Genomic DNA, 15,797 nt, shown 5'->3' with positions numbered 1-15,797 from the left:
CTGACGGTGGCCCTGCTCACCGGCTGCACCACCACGGCAGGTCAGGAGACGGGCGCGCCTGCGTCAGAACACGGCGAGTTGGAGCACGTGCACGGGCTGGGCTGGGATCCGGTGACGGGGCTCACCTATGCGGCTGCGCACTCGGGAGTGTGGGTGATCCCCACCGACGCCCTCCCCGACACCTACCCCACCACCCCTCCTGCAAGTGTCGACGCAAGCTCGGGCACGGGGCCGATCGGTGGGCGGGCGCAGGACACGATGGGATTCACGATCACCGCGGAGGGTGTGTTCTATGCCTCCGGGCATCCCGACCCCGCGGATAGCTCAGCGGCAGGACCCAACCTGGGCCTGATCAGCAGTACCGACGCGGCCGCGACATGGGAGCCGCTCTCCCTCAGCGGGGAGACGGACTTCCACGACCTCGCAACCGTCGCCCTCACCGACACAGCTACCCGCGTCTACGGATATGACGCGGGTGACGCCACGATCCGTCGCAGCGACGACTCGGGAACGAGCTGGACGTCGACGGCGCAACTGGCGCTGCGCGATCTGAGCGCCGATCCGCAACGCCCCGACCGGGTGTTCGCGACCACCGAGACGGGCTTGCAGGTCAGCGACGACGCCGGGATCACATTCCAGCCTGTTCCCGACGCTCCAGCGCTGTACCTCGTGGAAAGCAGCGCGACCGGCGAACTGGTCGGCGTCGACGTCGACGGAACCGTGTGGACGGGCACCGCCGACGGCGGCTGGAAGAGCCACGGAACTCTCACGGGAACCCCGGAGGCATTCGCGATCGTCGACGGCGAGGAGAGATGGGTCCTCGCCGCCGATGACCGCGGCATCGTCGCCAGCCGCGACTACGGCCTCACCTGGACGGTGCTGCGCCCGTCCTCATAACGAGAACATCCGCCCTGCCTCGCCAACCGCGGCGGAACCAATTACCTCTTACCCACTACACGGCTATGAATTCTTCATATGCCTGAAGCTGAAAAGGAAACCAAGACAATGAATGACGACATGATGGATATGACGTCCATGCAACCTGCCTTCCCGGACTGGCTGACACCCGTGTCCTGGTTCTTCGTCGCGCTGGGAGTGCTGAGCGCGATCGTGGTTCTGTACGAGATCGTCGGTCGGCGGCACCGTCAACGCAACGGTGCGATGAACCTGGTGTGGCCCGTCGCGGCGCTGTTTCTGGGGCCGGCCGCCGTCTGGGCGTTCCGCAGATGGGGCAGGGACCATTCCGCCCCGTCCTCGCCTTCCGAGGTCGGGTCGGATGGTCGTCTCAGCCGCGACGCTGTCGCGGGAAGCACGCCCGGTGGTGCTGCGGCGACGGTCGGGCACTTCATCGGGGTGCCGCTCGTCGTGGCGAGCGGCCTGACCATCGCCGGCACGAACCTGTGGGTGCTGATCATCGTCATCGCCCTGCTGGCGATCGGGCTGCTGTTCGTCTTCGAGTACTTCTTCGCCGCACCCGTGTCCCGCGGTACCGCGGGACGACGTGCCGGGGTGGCGCTGGTGGCGGCGGCACTGACGGTGGTGGCTTTCGATATCGGTATGGGCGGCTGGATGCTCCTCATGCATTTCGGGAACTTCATGCCAGCTCCGACCGACATCCGGTTCTTCTTCCTCATGCAGATCGGCCTCGTCCTCGGATTCCTCACCGCCTACCCGATGGTTCGGGAACTGCTTCGCCGTCGTGCCGTAGCCGTGTGAGCGGTCCCGCAGCGTCCGGGCCCTCGGACCGGACGCTGCGGCTCTCACTGAGGCGGCTACGACAGCTCGGTGACCTCGTGGCGCGATGCTCGCGGCTGCGAGGCACCGTCTCCCCCTCGAGCCAGCGCTGACCGCGTGCTGGCCTCAGGGGTGAGGTCCAGCCGACGCAGCAGCTGCGCGTTCACAGCGACCACGACAGTCGATGCGGACATCAGCAGAGCTCCCACCGACATCGGCAGCACGAAACCGATCGGGGCCAGTACTCCGGCGGCCAGGGGGACGGAGAGGAGGTTGTAGCCGGCCGCCCACCACAGGTTCTGCTTCATCTTCCGGAAGCTCGCCCGGGACAGCTCGATCACGGACAGCACCGACCGGGGGTCATCGGAGGCCAAGATCACCCCGGCGGATGCGATCGCGACATCGGTGCCCGCGCCGATCGCGATTCCCACGTCGGCTTGCGCGAGAGCGGGAGCGTCGTTGACGCCGTCGCCGACCATCGCGACTCGTCGGCCCTCGCGCTGCAACTCGATGACCTTTGCGGCCTTGTCCTCCGGCTTCACGCCGGCGAACACCCGGTCGATGCCGAGCTCCTCGCCCACGGTGCGGGCAACCGCTTCCGCGTCGCCGGTGATCATGACCACCTGCACACCGATCGCGTGCAGCGCGTCGACAGCCTGCCGGGACTCCTCCCGCACCTCGTCCGCGAGCCCGAGGGCACCGATGACCTGACCGTCACGGAGGACGTGCAGGATGATCATCCCTTCCGCCTCCCACGCGCGTGTCTGCTCGAGCGCGACCGCGTCGTGCGCGCGCAACATCGACGGTCCGCCGACGCTCACCGTGCGGCCCTCGACCTGCGCCGTGACGCCGACAGCGGTCGACGCTTGGAAGCCGGTCGCCTCCGGCACCTGTACGCCGCGGCTAGTCGCGGCTCCCGCGATCGCCCGCGCGAGGGGATGCTCGCTGTCCGCCTCGACCGCCGCGGCGACCGCGAGCAGCTGCTCCTCGTTCACCCCGTCGACGGTGTGCACGGCGGCAAGAGTGGGCTCGCCCTTGGTCAGGGTGCCCGTCTTATCGAACAGGACCGTGCTCACCGTGCGCATGCTCTCCAACGCGAGACGGTCTTTGACGAGGACGCCGCCCTTCGCGGCGCGCTCGGTCGCGATGGACACCACCAGCGGGATCGCGAGTCCCAGCGCGTGCGGGCACGCGATGACCAGAACCGTGATGGTGCGGATCACCGCGTCGTCGGGGCTGCCCAGTAGCGACCACACGATCGCGGTGATCACTCCCGCGCCCAACGCGAACCAGAACAGCCACCCGGCAGCGACATCGGCGATGCGCTGCGCCCGGGAGGACGAGTTCTGCGCCTCCGTGACCAGGCGCTGGATGCCGGCGAGAGCGGTGTCGTCTCCGACGGCCGTCACCTCCACCCGCAACGCCGTGTCCGTGGCGACCGTGCCGGCCACGACCATCGACCCCGGGCCGCGACTGACCGCACGGGACTCCCCGGTGATCATCGACTCATCCACGTCCGCGGTGCCCTCGAGGACCCGGCCATCTGCCGGCACCCGGCCGCCGGGACGCACGACCACGACATCCCCCTGCACCAGGTCCGCGGGAGACACCTTCTCCACCTCACCCTCGCGCACCCGCTCCGCCTCATCCGGCAGCAGCGCCGCGAGAGAGTCCAGCGCGGAGGACGTCTGCGCGAGAGAGCGCATCTCGATCCAGTGCCCGAGCAGCATGATCACGATCAGCAGCGCCAGCTCCCACCAGAAGTCCAGCTCGTGATCCACGAGCCCCGCGCTCGCACCCCACGACGCAAGGAACGCGACCGTGATCGCCAACGCGATCAGCAGCATCATCCCCGGCGTCCTCGAGCGCAGCTCCGACACCGCGCCCTGCAGGAAGGGCCGGCCGCCCCAGACGTACATCACCGTCCCGAGCACCGGCGAGATCCAGCCGACTCCCGCAACGTCGGGGAGGGAGTAGCCCAGGATCATCGAGAACATGCCGCTGAACACGACCACCGGCACCGCGAACACCAGCATGATCCAGAACAACCGCCGGAACTGGCCGACATGATCGCCGTGGCCGCCGTGGCCGCCGTGGCCGCCGTGGCCGCCGTGGCCGCCGTGGCCGGCAGCGCCCGCCGTCATGTTGTGGCCTGCGTGAGGATCAGGCGCTCCGCGCATCTGGTGCCCGGCGTGCCCGTCAGGGGCCGTACTCACGTGATGACCTGTCCTTCCCGCGTCGACGTCGCGTGCTTCGACGGTGCGGTGATCACTCTCGTGCTCGTCATCGTGCAGGTGGTGCTGCGCCATCATGACTCCTTCCGGCCGCTTCCGGCCTGATCCGACGGTATACCCCCCGGGGGTATCAGACAACGGGGTGATCGGGCGGAAGATTCCCGACTTGACCGAAGATGTCGGGGCAGGGGCAACGCACCACATCGATACGGGATGGGTTGGGCGGGTGCCTAGGCTGAGCGCATGAGTGACTCCAACCCGTCTGGCACGCCGTCGCCCGTCCCGGAGCGCCCCCGCTGGGTGAAGGTGTTCATGGTCGTCGTCGTCCTCGCGATCGGCTTCATCGTCGTGCACCTGCTCACCGGCGGCGGGGCGCAGATGATGAATCACTGATGATGCTCGGCCCGCGAGCTCGCCGAGTCGCCCTCACCGTCCACGTCCTGGTGTCCGTGGGCTGGTTCGGCGCGGTGGGCGCGTTCCTCGCGATCGCGCTCGTCGGAGCGACCAGCAGCGACCCCTTCACGGTCCGAAGCGCCTACTTGGCGTTGGACCCGCTGGGGACGTTCGTCATCATCCCGTTCGCCCTCGCCTCCCTCGCCACCGGAATCCTGCAAGGCCTCGGAACGCACTGGGGACTGGTGCGCCACTACTGGGTGGCGATCAAGCTGTGGCTGAGTGTCTTCGCAACCGCAGTCCTCCTGCTGCACACGCGCCTCATCGAGACGATGTCCCTCGCCGCCCGCCACGGGCTCATCCCCTCCACGCTCGAGGGAACCCGCACGCAACTGGTCGTCGCGACCGCCGGCGGCGCCGTCGTTCTCGTGGTTATCACCGCCCTGTCCGTCCTCAAGCCTCGCGGCCGCACCCGGATCGGGCTGAGAGCAACCCGAACGACCTGACCGGCGTTGAGTTCCGGCGTGTCAGCGCCGAGACAATGAGGAGGCGCGGGGGTGATCGCTGCCCGGGCGCAGCGCTATCCAGAGCCCGCACCGCCGGCACACGTACGCGGCGCCATCGTTGAGTGCGTGAACCTGACGTCGACGGCGGGCCCGTCCGCAGCAGGAACAGGTGACGGAGGAATCAGGGTTCACGGGCAGCGATCGCTTCCACGAGCTGCTCCGTCGTCGGAAGACCCGCCAGCCCGCTCGGCGTGAAGTAGATCCGACAGGCAAGATCCGTGGTCCGCCCGCCCGACGGGAACAGGTCTTCCCCGTCGAGGGTGATCGTCGGGGAACCCGCGAAAGCGACGCCGGCGGCGTCCTCCGGTGTCGCCAGAAGCCGGTAGGTGACGGGGATGTCGGAGTGGCCGGTGGACTTCAGCGCCTGGTCCAGGCGAGGGCCGACGTCCTTCCAGTTCGGGCAGTCGTCGATGTGAAGAACCTCGATCATCATTCTCCGATCATCCTCCCGCCGTGCGCGTCGCACCCGAGGAGAGCACTTCTGAGGTTGAGGGTGTCTGCCCCGGAACATCAATCGTCAGCCCGCTCGTGGCTCGCCTGTCGGCGCCCGCTCTAGTCATCGTCATCGTCGTCTTCTACGAGCTCGCCTTCCCAGGCCTCGCGTCCCTCGTGAATGGCGAAGAGAGCGATGACGAACCCTGCAACCGGGTCAAGCCACGCGGCTCCAGTGAGGGCGTAGAGGACGAGCCCGACGAGGGTGGAGACGCTCAACAGCACGCAGATCCGAGTCTCCGCTGCGTCCGCGAGGATCAGGGGGTCTCCGAGCCTCTTCCCGACACGCGTTTTCACCGCCGCAAGGACCGGCATGACGATGATCGAGAGGATCAGGAGCACGATGCTGACCGGGGAGGACTCGGGAGCGTCACCCGCGATCAGGCTGCGGATGCCCTCGATGCTCACGTAGGCGGCGAGGAGGAAGAACGTCACGGCAACGAACTTCAACGTGCGCCGCTCCTTCGCTTCGTCCGCCTCACCATGCCGCAGCCGCGCCGCCAGGCGCAGCCCTACCAGCACGGCGGCGATCGACTCGATGCCGGAGTCGATGCCGAACCCGATCACGGACACGAGTCCCGCGGCGATACCGGCCGCGATCGCGACGATGCCCTCGATGACGTTGTAGGCGACGGTGAACTGCGCCAGGCGCAGCCCGCGTCGGGTCAGCTGTTCGGTCTCGGCGGGGGTGAGTGCGCTCATTCGGTGGTCCTCTCGGGGCGGGGGTGACGGGTCAGATGGGGAGGACGAATCCGTTGATCAGGTTCTGGAGGCGGTAGATCAACTGGGTCCACAGGCCGCTGACCATGGCGGTGCCGATGAGGATGAGTAGCCCTCCGCCGAGGAGGTTGATGGTGCGGATGTGGCATTTGAGGAAGCTGGTCGCGGTGGCGGCCCAGGAGAATCCGAGGGCGATCAGCAGGAACGGCAGTCCCAGGCCCAGGCAGTACAGCAGGCCGAGGAACGCGCCGCGGCCGGCGGAGGCGCCGTCCAGGCTCAGCGCGGAGATCGCGGCGAGGGTGGGCCCGAAGCAGGGTGTCCAGCCGAGCCCGAACACGACACCGAGCAGGGGTGCTCCGGCGAGTCCGGTCGCGGGTTTCCAGCGGGGGCGGATGGTGCGTTGCAGGAACCGGACCTGCCCGATGAACACGACGCCCATGAGGATCACGAGCACTCCGAGGATGCGGGTGACGGTGTCCTGCCATTCGAGCAGCCATGTCCCGAGGGCGCCGAACGCGGCGCCGTAGGCGATGAAGACGACGGCGAAACCGGCGATGAACAGGCCCACTCCGGCGACGAGGCGGCGCCGGCTGCCTGTGGCGAGGTCGGGGTTTCCGCCGATGTAGGCGAGGTAGCCGGGGACGAGGGGGAGCACGCACGGGGACGCGAACGAGACGAGGCCGGCGAGGACCGCGATGGGCGCGGCGAGCAGGAGTTGGCCGCTGAACACAGCCTCTCCCCAGTTCACGATGCCGCCTCCGCGATGGTGTCCGCGATGAGGGTGTCGAGGATGGAGCGGGCGGTGACCCGGCCGAGGATCCGCGCGGCGGGTCGGCCGTCGACGTCGAGCACGAGGGTGGTAGGGACGGCGTTCGCGGCGAACTTCCCAGAGAACGCGAGGGCCACGGCGGCGTCGGTATCGATGATCGAGGGGTAGGTGATGCCGTAGGTGTTCGCGAACGAGGTGGCGGTGTCGGCTTGGTCGCGAACGTTGACACCGAGAAACGCCGCTCCGTTCCCGTCGTACTGCTCGTGCAGCGCTTGCAGGTCGGGTGCTTCGGCGCGGCAGGGGGCGCAGGCGGCGTACCAGAAGTTCACGACGAGCACCTGCCCGCGGTAATCCTCGGAGCTGATCGCGTCGCCCGTTTCGCTCGTTCCGGCGAAGTCGACCGGCTCGCCGCGGCTGCCGACAGGCCATTCGATGACGGTGCCGTCACCGGCGACGTAGTTCTTGTTCGACCCGCCGCGGTACTGCTCCGCGAGGTCGTCCCGCGCGCATCCGCTGGTCCCGATGCCGATCATCGCGAGCGGGGGAAGGGCCAGCAGGGCGCGGCGGCTGAGGGCGCTCACGAGGCGAGAGCGGCGTCGAGAGCGGCCTGGATGTCTTCGAGGCGTTCGAGCTGGATCGCCTCGTCGTTGACGAAGATCGTCGGCGTGCCCTGCACCCCCAGGTCCTTGCCCGCCTCGAAATCAAAGCGCACCCGCTCGAGCGTCGACGGGTCGGCCACATCCGCGTCGTACTGCTCCAGGTCGAGGCCGATCTCCTCCGCGAAGCCGCGGAACACGTCGGCCTTGGAGTCTTGGCTCTCGCCCCAGCTCGCCTGCGTCTGGAACATCCGGTCGTACATCTCCTCGAACCGGTCCTGCCGCGCTGCTGCCTCGACGGCGAGAGCGGCATTCTCGGAGTTGCGATGCGAGGGAATCGGGAAGTAGCGGGTCGCGAAGGTGACCCGGCCTGCGTACTCCTCACGCAGCTGCTCGATGGTCGGGTAGACGGCCGCGCAGACCTCGCACTCGAAGTCGAGGAACTCGACCAGCGTCACCTTCCCGTCCTCCGCCTGATCGAGCATGTGGGTGTTCTGCTCGAGGACGGGCGTCGCGGCGGCGACCTCTTCGCGGGAGGCGGAGAAGGGCCGGAAGATCGCGATCGCGGCGATGACCGCGACGACGAAGACAGCCGCGGCGATGGCGATCAGGTTGACCTTGGTGCTGGTTTTCACGGGTGGTGCTTTCTGTCAGGCCGGTGGTCGGCAGAAACAAGGGGACGGCGCCGTGATCCGGCGAACGGTGAGGCTCAGGGCTGCGCCTCGATCAGGTTTCGCTCGTCTGTGGTTGGGGCGCGTCCGCTCTGCCGAAGACCTGCAGGAGGGCCCAGCCGGCGATGCCGCAGGTGGTGAAGATGTCGGCGACGTTGAAGATCGCGAACCAGTCGACCGCGATGAAGTCGACGACCTCTCCGCCCAGCGGCGTGTCCGCGGCTCGGCTGATGCGGTCCCAGATGTTCCCTGCGCCACCGCCGGCGGCGAGAGCGAGAAGTGCCGGTCCACCCAGCGGAGCCCCGCGGATGGTCCGCACGAACACCCACACCGTGAGGGTCACAAGAATGACGATCAGTCCGACCGCCAGTGCAGGTCCCAGCTCGGAGCCCATCCCGAAGGCGACGCCGGGGTTGAAGATCAACTCGAACCGCGCTCCGAGAGCGAGCTCGATCGTGCGTCCGTCTTCCAGCGCTGTCAGGGCCCAGCTCTTCGTGAGCTGATCAAGACCGAACGCGGCCGCGATCAGCGCAGCGATGAAAGCCACTCGGAGGACGAGCCTGCGCGTGGCGGGCATCAGAACAGCTCGAGGAGTCGAGGCAGAACACCCGACTCGATCAGGATGAACAGACCCAGGCCGATGAATACGGCAGGCACGAGCCAGTGCTCGACCCTCTCCAACAGCTCGGTCACCGTCTTGTTCGTGCCGACGACGCGAGCGATCAGGCACCACACCGCGACGAGGAGGAAGAACACGATGATCGTGACCACCGTGTCCGCGATCGGGCTCGTGCGGAATACGGGCGTGTAGAGGGAGATGTTGTCCGCGCCGTTCGCGATCGTGATCCCCGCAACGCCCAGCAGCCCGACCGCACTGATCGAACTCTCGTCATCGTCGTCGTCATCATCGCCCCTGCTGCGCAGGGTGCGGATGAGCCCGTACAGACCGATCGCCAGCGGGATCAGGCCCAAAAGCCCCACCCACTCATCCGGGATGATCGTCAACCCGGCGGCGGCAACGACGCTGATCGCGACGAGAGTCGCGAAGCCGAGGTACTGCCCCGCCACAACCTTCCAGCCCGGCAGCGAGCCACGGGCGGACGCGAGGAACAGCACCGTCAGAACCACGATGTCATCGATGTTCGTCGCAGCGAACAGTCCGATTGCCGCCGCGATAGTGCCGATCACGGCGCCACTTCCACGCCCCGACGGACCTCCGATGCGGCAGCGTCCACGTCACGTGCGCTCCGTGCTTCCGCCCCGAACGTGCCGCACAGATCCGCTTGGAACCCCGTCGCCTCCAAAAGTGCCTCAGCGGACTCGAGAAGATCGATCAGCTCCGGACGGGCCAACGAGTAGAACACCTGCCGTCCCTCTGCACGCCCCACGACCAGGCCACACTCGCGCAGGCAGCTCATGTGCTCAGAAGCCGTCGACTGCGCCACGCCCAGCTCCGCCACTAGATCACTGACCCGAGCCTCACCGTGCTGAAGTCGCCGCACGATCTGGAGACGCTTCGGGTCGGCCAAAGAGTGAAAGAGGGAGACGGCGGCAGAGGTGCCCCGCACGTGATCAATCGGCATGCACCGATGTTATCGACAGAAATCGATTTGAGCGACCACTGCCGAGGTGTTCGCGAACGATCGTTCACGAGACGGTTGGCAGCGGAACGGCCCAATCGGCGCGCCGTGTTCCACGGCTCGTGTCCGAGACCTATGACCCGTCAAGTTCGTTCGCAGTACAGTCGGCCCATGGCTTCGATCGGATACGCGCGCGTCTCGACCAGAGACCAGAACCCTGACGCCCAGACCGACGCGCTCACGGCCGTCGGCTGCGCGAAGGTCTTCGTGGAGCACGCCTCCGGAGTGCTCGCGAAGCGTCCGGCGCTCGAGGACGCTCTCGACTACCTCCGCGAGGGCGACTCCCTCGTCGTGACCAAGCTCGACCGCCTCGGCCGGTCCGTGCGGAACCTGAAAGAGGTGGCCGACGGCCTCCAGCAGCGCGGCGTCGGACTGAAGGCTCTCTCCCAGGGCATCGACACCACCACTCCGGGCGGGCGGCTGTTCTTCCACATGCTCGCCGCGATCGCCGAGTTCGAGCACGACCTCATCGTCGAGCGCACCCACGACGGCCTCGCCGCCGCCCGAGCCCGCGGACGCAAGGGCGGCGGACGCTTCAAGATGACGCCCACGAAGGCGAAGCAGGCGCGCGCGATGTACGACGAGAAGACCTACACGGTTCAGCAGATCGCCGAGACGTTCGGCGTCTCCCGCGGCACCATCTACCGCCACCTCACCGAAGACCACTGAGAGCCGCCGCGACGAGCGTCGCGGTTCACGGACCCGAGCGGACGCCGACCTCCGGTCGGCGGCGGTGCTGAGCGCTGCGCGCATTTTTGCCTGGAAGCCTTCGGCAGCGTACGGGCCTGCGGCGTCCACGCAAGCCGCTGCGCGGCCGGCTCCTCCAAGGTTTTCGGCACGCGGTCGCTGCGCTCCCTCACATCGCGCCGACAACCTCTCCTCCGCCGCCCTCCGGGTTGCGCTCCCACCTCCGACCCTGCTCGGCACTACGTGCCTTCCAGGCAAAAAAACGCTGGGAGAGAAGGACGAACAGACGAGCCAGACCACCCCCGCTGGCTTGACAAATCTGATTGAGAATCCCGGCAAAAAACGAGGGGAAGGACAGGACAAGAGCACCGCCCGGACCTGACATCACCGACGACGAGAGGACCCACCATGAACGACTCCACCGCCACCGAACCGCAGGCACCGACCCTCACCGACGCGCTGGCCGAGTTCGTGTCCGTGTTCGCACGCGAGGACCTGGCCGGTGATCTGGCCGTCAGGTTGACCTGTGTCGAGGTCGACGCGCTGGCCGGACTCCTGCGAGCATTCGGACGGGACGAGGCCGCGGACCTATGGATCGCGCAGCACGCCACCGACGACGACGAGGGTGACGCCCACCAGACCGCGGAAGGGGAGTGAGAGTCATGGTGCTGGTTGTCTACTCGAAGCCGTCGTGCGTTCAGTGCACCAGGACCTACCGGGTTCTCGAGAAGGAGGGCATCGAGTACACCGTCGTAGACATCACCACCAACCCTGCCGCGCTCGCGTACGTCACGGAGGAGCTGGGCTACTCCGCCGCCCCCGTGGTCGTCGCGAGCGATCAGGACCACTTGTCGGGGTTTCGTCCCGACCTCATCGAGAAGCACGCCGCGTGACCGGCCCGGATGCCTCGAGAGACGAGTACCGGGCCGGGTATCTCGCAGGGCAGGCCGATCGGCAGGGAGAAATCGACGCGCTCGACTTCCTGGCCGACCGGCTCTACCGCGCCGCCTACGGCGACGAGCGACGCCTCCCGACCTACGCCTCGACGCGCGCCGAGCTCGAACAGCGCCGAGCGCTGTCCGAGCCGCCGGTCGAGGTCACCCGGCGCGACGCTCTGGCGTCCTGGGGCATCGAGCCGGCCCTCATCGACACCCCTGCGGCTGATGCCGCGGAGGAGGTCCCGTCGACATCGACGGGACGAACGAACCGCACGAGCAGGAGTCTCAATGAGCACGTCAAGGCGTCCCGACTGTCTTTTCCGTGGCGCGAGGCCCACGATCACCCGGTCGACGGTGAGCGTTGGAACCGTTCGGCGGCGCGCCTGGGATAACGATCAGTTCAGCTAGCTGACGGCGGCCTTCGGGAGTCAGTGTCGCATCGAGTGTGTCACGATGCGTTGCTCACGACGTCGCCGGGCTCTATGGCGAGGAGCGATCTTGCGCGTTTTCGCACGACGAGAATGGCGGCAAGCCGGTTGGCTCCGAAGGACAGCAGGATCAACCCAGTGGCTTCTGCCAAGTTCGCTGCGAGCGCGGAGGCCAGGTAGAACGATCCGACCCTGATCATGATGAAGAGACCCCACAACCAGACCCCAGGGGTACTGAGCTTGTATTGGAGCTGCGCGTTGGTCGTCCTGAACCGAGTGACCAGACCCATGATCGTTCCGGTCACGGTGACTAGGGCGAGTTCGCCGATGATGATCCAGTCCGCTTCGACCCAGCGGAAGCCGCCCCATAGTTCAACAGCGAGGTAGACGAGCCCAGCTCCGATGATCACGACGGGCAGTCGCAACATCCGATGCAGCTGCGTCGAGCGCCAGATGAACTGGCGGATGATGAGGATGATGATCCCCGCCGCGATGATGACGTCGTCCAGAATTTGGTTCGCCGCGCCCCAGTTCCACTGCATCGGTCCGCTCCATTTCGATCACAGGTGATGGATCGACAGTATCACTAGTGATTGAATGAGTACATGCGCGCGTCAGAACTTCACCGTCTTGCCCGCACCCTCCGCGAGATCGCACTTGAGGCGACCGGGAATGTGGGCGCGGACCGCGTCAACGCAGGTCAGCTCGCTGTCTTCGAAGACGTCGCGCGGCACCCGGGGGCATCGATCCGAGAGGTCACGGACCGAACCGGGCTGGCGCAGAGCCTCGTGTCGCGGATCATCCACGCCGCCGCTGCCGCAGGCGCACTGTCCGTCACGACCGACGATCGAGACCGCCGCAGGGTTCAGGTCGAGCTCAGTAGCACCACACGCGCAGCGATACTCCAACGGGCCGACGAACCACTCGGATCAGCACTCACCAACTTCACACCGCACCTGACCGATCAGGAGCGCGCCGCGCTTGAACAGCACTTGGCTGCCGCCGCCGAACTCCTCTCGCGAGGCGCCCGTGTGAACTGATGAGCCTCACGTCAACCGCCATAGGGCGAGCCTCTGTTCGCGATCCCGGAAGGAACGACACTGACGACTTGCTCGAGTCTGGAGATGGGCAATGGAGGGTAGGTCGCGAGCCGGTCGTCCGGCGGCGCGTCGCCGATCTACGCAGCGCGAATCGGAGGTGCTTCGCTGAATGTGCGATTGTCTCGGAGTAGCGCCCAGAGCACGCTCACACGTCGTCGAGAGAGAGCAAGAAGCGCCTGCGTGTGCTTGTACCCTTCGCCGCGTTTCTTGAGATAGAAGACGCGGTTCGGTCCTTCGCGGATGATGGAGGTCTGCGCTGACAGGTAGAGCGAGCGGCGCAGATGTCGGTTGTACCGCTTCGGCCGGTGCATGTTCCCGGTCCGGCGTCCGGAGTCGCGCGGAACAGGGATCAGCCCGGCCGCGGCGGCGAGGTGGCCATCGTCGGCGTAGTTGTCGAGCGGTCCGGCTGCTGCAAGGAATTCGGCTCCGAGGATCGGGCCCAGCACGGGCATCGACTCGATGATTTCCGCCTGCGGGTGCGCTCGGAAGGTCGTGGTGATCTGGTTCTCCAGCGTTTGAAGGCGCTTGTCGAGGGCGAGGATCTGCGTTGCGAGGTCAGCGATGATCTGCGCCGCGATCGTCTCGTTCCCGATCTGCGTCTGCTGGCCACTTGCGGCCGCGAGAGCAGCCTCCGCAACCGCCGGAGCGCCTTGCACACCACGGCGACCCAGCCACTTCGTTAGGCGCACCTGCCCCATCCGGCGAAGCGCGGTGGGCGTCTGGTAGCCGGTGAGGAGGGTGAGCGCGCCCTTGTGTTTGGCGTAGTCGAACGCCCGGTCGAGGCGGGGGAAAACGCCGGTCAGGACATCGCGAAGCCGGTTGAGCATGCGGACGCGATCGGCGACGAGATCGCCGCGGTGGGCTATCAGGAGCTTGAGGTCAGCGATGATCTCGACCGGCAGCCTGATCGGGGTTAGGTCATGCCGGTGCCGCGCCGTCTCGGCGATCACGTAGGCGTCACGGGCGTCCGTCTTCGCTTCGCCGCGGTATGCGCCGGCCATCCGGTTCACGATCCGTCCCGGGACATACAGCGCGGACTGGCCGTGGCTTGCGAGCAGGGCGAGCAGCAGCGCAGATGTCGTGCCTACGATGTCGACTGCCCAGGTGAAGTTCTCGCCAAGGGCGAGCACTTCGGCGAGCGAATCGAGGATCGCGCCTTCATCGTTGCTCACCTTCTTCGTCCAGAGCATCGCGCCCTGGTCGTCGATCGCTGTCACCCAGTGATGCGCCTTTCCTGCATCGATGCCCACCCAGACGTGAGCTCGTTGATCATTCAACCCGTCCTCCTCAGTCGTGACCTGCCTCGTGAAGGCCCGAGGAGCACCCAACCGTCATCTCCGTAAACAGCGACCGAAACGCACATCTCAATTAGCGGCCAGGGGCACCCCAGAGGACCGGACGGCCACTCCTGCTGAGCCACACGAACGGCGACGACAGATAAGCCACATCCGGCCCCCTCGGGCCACCACCAAACTTACGGAGACGACAGATGAGCACGAGGACCATCACCGGCAATCTCGCCGCCGACCCCGAGGCCGTACAGGCGGGCCGCGTGCAGATCGTCAAGCTGCGCGTCATCGAGAACACCGGCGAGTTTCGCGGGGGAGAGTGGACTGCGCACGAGGCGCCGACGACGCACTTCGTGGAAGCAAAGTTCGAGCTGGGCGAGCACGTGCTCGCCTCCCTCCACCGAGGAGACGCCGTGATAGTCGTCGGCTACGAGCGCACCGTCACTTGGGGCGAAGGAGAGAGCCGCCGCACCGGCCGCGTCCTCGAAGCCGACGCCATCGGCCCCAACCTCACCCGCGCAACCGCCGTCCTCACGACCGCCGAGCGACGGGCGCAACGCCGCAGCACCGACTCTGCCGACGACAAGTCGGATCGCTGACCGCCTCGTCGACTTCCCACTCCGCCCCGTGGAATTCCACCGCCCGCAACGACAGCCCACACCGCTCAGGACAGCCATGACCGACCAACTCCCGCACGAGGACCCGGTCGTCCCGCGCTCCGCTCCCTGCGCTTCTTGCCCCTACCGTGTCAACGTACCCTCCGGGATCTGGGACGCCGACGAGTACGCGAAACTCCCTCGATACGACGCCGACGTCCCCGACCAGCCGACCGCGGTGTTCCTCTGCCACCTCGACGAGGGATGCGCCTGCGCAGGGTGGCTCGGCCACGCAAACCCCGCGAACCTACTCGCCGTACGCCTCGGCGTCCTCCGTCATCACCTCGACCCCGCCTGCCTCACCTACACGAGCGACGTACCCCTGTTCCCCAGCGGCGAAGCCGCCGCTGAACACGGCCGACGCGACATCACCCACCCCAGCTCCCAAGCGGCCGCAGCGATCGACAAGCTCGAGCGCCTCCGACACCTCACCAGCACAGATCACGATTCAGCGATCCAGTAACCCCTGACGCCGCGAACTGACGCCGCCGCGACGCCGCGCCTCCTCTGCCGCTCCTTCGAGGTGGTGAGAGGCGCGACAAGAGCCTCGAGAAACTGCAGAGACCAGCGGGTCGACGCGGACACGGACCCGGTGTCCACGGAACTGCGGAAGCCACCGCCCCGAGGGCCGGCGACGGCATCCGTGAGGGGCGACCCCCTCACACTCCCCGGTCTTCCCCGGTCCGGGGCGCGAGCTTCGCTCGCGCAGCGGCGACGGAGCGCCGCGAGTTGGAGGCCGCTGCGCGGCCCGTTCCACCCGTTTTCTTCACCTCTCCGCGGTCTCAACCTATTTCGCTCCATCGGCTGCGTGCCACCGCGATCGGACGCGCCCTGCGGGCTTTTTTCGCCCGATCGCGGCGTCACTGCGCCGCCTCCACTCAAAC

The 15,797-nt window shown here is 67.3% G+C and carries 22 protein-coding genes; 11 read left to right on the top strand and 11 right to left on the bottom strand.

The genetic code is table 11. The features are described 5' to 3' along the window. The first annotated feature begins 6 nt into the window (after positions 1–6). Both MT355_RS20740 and MT355_RS20735 read left to right on the top strand, forming a co-directional pair. Positions 7–897, top strand: a complete 891-nt coding sequence (locus MT355_RS20740; protein WP_243600999.1) for a F510_1955 family glycosylhydrolase — start codon at positions 7–9, stop codon at positions 895–897. 78 nt (positions 898–975) lie between these two features. Beyond that, positions 976–1,716: a DUF4396 domain-containing protein gene (locus tag MT355_RS20735; RefSeq protein ID WP_104349544.1), complete on the top strand. Its 741-nt coding sequence runs from the start codon at positions 976–978 to the stop codon at positions 1,714–1,716. A gap of 56 nt (positions 1,717–1,772) precedes the next feature. Here MT355_RS20735 and MT355_RS20730 read toward each other — a convergent pair whose 3' ends face one another. Next, positions 1,773–4,046: a heavy metal translocating P-type ATPase gene (locus tag MT355_RS20730; RefSeq protein ID WP_374204671.1), complete on the bottom strand. Its 2,274-nt coding sequence runs from the start codon at positions 4,044–4,046 to the stop codon at positions 1,773–1,775. A gap of 165 nt (positions 4,047–4,211) precedes the next feature. Here MT355_RS20730 and MT355_RS20725 point away from each other — a divergent pair, with 165 nt between their 5' ends. Further along, positions 4,212–4,361, top strand: a complete 150-nt coding sequence (locus MT355_RS20725; RefSeq protein WP_243600998.1) for a hypothetical protein — start codon at positions 4,212–4,214, stop codon at positions 4,359–4,361. Then, complete coding sequence (locus MT355_RS20720; protein ID WP_219812995.1) at positions 4,361–4,867, top strand: DUF2269 domain-containing protein; 507 nt, start codon at positions 4,361–4,363, stop codon at positions 4,865–4,867. The genes MT355_RS20725 and MT355_RS20720 overlap by 1 nt, the downstream gene beginning before the upstream one ends. A 181-nt stretch (positions 4,868–5,048) precedes the next feature. Here MT355_RS20720 and MT355_RS20715 read toward each other — a convergent pair whose 3' ends face one another. The 8 genes from MT355_RS20715 to MT355_RS20680 all read right to left on the bottom strand — a co-directional run bounded on the left by MT355_RS20715 (position 5,049) and on the right by MT355_RS20680 (position 9,758). After that, entirely contained in the window at positions 5,049–5,360 is a 312-nt protein-coding gene (locus MT355_RS20715; protein ID WP_055794463.1) for a hypothetical protein, read from the bottom strand. A gap of 119 nt (positions 5,361–5,479) precedes the next feature. Next, on the bottom strand, positions 5,480–6,121 hold the full coding sequence (locus MT355_RS20710; protein WP_055794460.1) for a cation diffusion facilitator family transporter: 642 nt from the start codon (positions 6,119–6,121) through the stop codon (positions 5,480–5,482). Positions 6,122–6,152: 31 nt separating this feature from the next. Next, positions 6,153–6,887, bottom strand: coding sequence for a cytochrome c biogenesis CcdA family protein (locus MT355_RS20705; protein WP_243600997.1), 735 nt, complete (start codon positions 6,885–6,887; stop codon positions 6,153–6,155). Further along, positions 6,884–7,489, bottom strand: a complete 606-nt coding sequence (locus MT355_RS20700) for a TlpA disulfide reductase family protein (protein WP_104233615.1) — start codon at positions 7,487–7,489, stop codon at positions 6,884–6,886. Before MT355_RS20700 ends, MT355_RS20705 begins: the two co-directional genes overlap by 4 nt. Next, positions 7,486–8,139 (bottom strand): thioredoxin domain-containing protein, encoded by a 654-nt coding sequence (locus tag MT355_RS20695; protein WP_082481720.1) that lies wholly within the window; start codon positions 8,137–8,139, stop codon positions 7,486–7,488. Before MT355_RS20695 ends, MT355_RS20700 begins: the two co-directional genes overlap by 4 nt. Positions 8,140–8,230: 91 nt before the next feature. Further along, on the bottom strand, positions 8,231–8,752 hold the full coding sequence (locus MT355_RS20690; RefSeq protein WP_055794457.1) for a signal peptidase II: 522 nt from the start codon (positions 8,750–8,752) through the stop codon (positions 8,231–8,233). Beyond that, the gene (locus MT355_RS20685; RefSeq protein ID WP_055794455.1) at positions 8,752–9,363 is read right to left on the bottom strand and encodes a cadmium resistance transporter; all 612 of its coding nucleotides are present in this window, start codon (positions 9,361–9,363) and stop codon (positions 8,752–8,754) included. The genes MT355_RS20690 and MT355_RS20685 overlap by 1 nt, the downstream gene beginning before the upstream one ends. Continuing rightward, on the bottom strand, positions 9,360–9,758 hold the full coding sequence (locus MT355_RS20680) for a helix-turn-helix transcriptional regulator (protein ID WP_055794452.1): 399 nt from the start codon (positions 9,756–9,758) through the stop codon (positions 9,360–9,362). Before MT355_RS20680 ends, MT355_RS20685 begins: the two co-directional genes overlap by 4 nt. Positions 9,759–9,926: 168 nt before the next feature. On the opposite strand from MT355_RS20680, the gene MT355_RS20675 reads away from it, so the two are divergent. The 4 genes from MT355_RS20675 (at position 9,927) to MT355_RS20660 (ending at position 11,832) form a co-directional block, all read left to right on the top strand. Continuing rightward, positions 9,927–10,484 (top strand): recombinase family protein, encoded by a 558-nt coding sequence (locus MT355_RS20675; protein ID WP_243600996.1) that lies wholly within the window; start codon positions 9,927–9,929, stop codon positions 10,482–10,484. 426 nt (positions 10,485–10,910) lie between these two features. Further along, on the top strand, positions 10,911–11,159 hold the full coding sequence (locus tag MT355_RS20670) for a hypothetical protein (protein WP_243600995.1): 249 nt from the start codon (positions 10,911–10,913) through the stop codon (positions 11,157–11,159). Between the two features lie 5 nt (positions 11,160–11,164). After that, the gene (nrdH, locus tag MT355_RS20665) at positions 11,165–11,395 is read left to right on the top strand and encodes a glutaredoxin-like protein NrdH (protein ID WP_243600994.1); all 231 of its coding nucleotides are present in this window, start codon (positions 11,165–11,167) and stop codon (positions 11,393–11,395) included. Beyond that, a complete protein-coding gene (locus tag MT355_RS20660; RefSeq protein WP_243600993.1) occupies positions 11,392–11,832 on the top strand; it encodes a hypothetical protein in 441 nt (146 codons plus the stop codon). Before nrdH ends, MT355_RS20660 begins: the two co-directional genes overlap by 4 nt. Positions 11,833–11,888: 56 nt before the next feature. Here the strand turns inward: MT355_RS20660 and MT355_RS20655 are convergent, their stop codons facing one another. After that, positions 11,889–12,410: a hypothetical protein gene (locus tag MT355_RS20655; protein ID WP_243600992.1), complete on the bottom strand. Its 522-nt coding sequence runs from the start codon at positions 12,408–12,410 to the stop codon at positions 11,889–11,891. Positions 12,411–12,473: 63 nt separating this feature from the next. On the opposite strand from MT355_RS20655, the gene MT355_RS20650 reads away from it, so the two are divergent. Further along, positions 12,474–12,908, top strand: a complete 435-nt coding sequence (locus MT355_RS20650; protein ID WP_243600991.1) for a MarR family transcriptional regulator — start codon at positions 12,474–12,476, stop codon at positions 12,906–12,908. A gap of 137 nt (positions 12,909–13,045) precedes the next feature. Here the strand turns inward: MT355_RS20650 and MT355_RS20645 are convergent, their stop codons facing one another. After that, positions 13,046–14,245, bottom strand: coding sequence for an IS110 family transposase (locus MT355_RS20645; RefSeq protein WP_243600990.1), 1,200 nt, complete (start codon positions 14,243–14,245; stop codon positions 13,046–13,048). 212 nt (positions 14,246–14,457) lie between these two features. On the opposite strand from MT355_RS20645, the gene MT355_RS20640 reads away from it, so the two are divergent. Next, the gene (locus MT355_RS20640; RefSeq protein WP_243600989.1) at positions 14,458–14,856 is read left to right on the top strand and encodes a single-stranded DNA-binding protein; all 399 of its coding nucleotides are present in this window, start codon (positions 14,458–14,460) and stop codon (positions 14,854–14,856) included. Between the two features lie 76 nt (positions 14,857–14,932). Next, a complete protein-coding gene (locus MT355_RS20635; RefSeq protein WP_243600988.1) occupies positions 14,933–15,376 on the top strand; it encodes a DUF6283 family protein in 444 nt (147 codons plus the stop codon). Positions 15,377–15,797 lie beyond the last annotated feature (421 nt).

Source organism: Rathayibacter sp. VKM Ac-2929 (assembly GCF_022815495.1).
GTDB classification, from domain to species: Bacteria; Actinomycetota; Actinomycetes; order Actinomycetales; family Microbacteriaceae; genus Rathayibacter; species Rathayibacter festucae.
The sequence above is the reverse complement of the archived record's forward strand: the minus strand, read 5'-3'. Positions and strand labels throughout refer to the sequence as shown.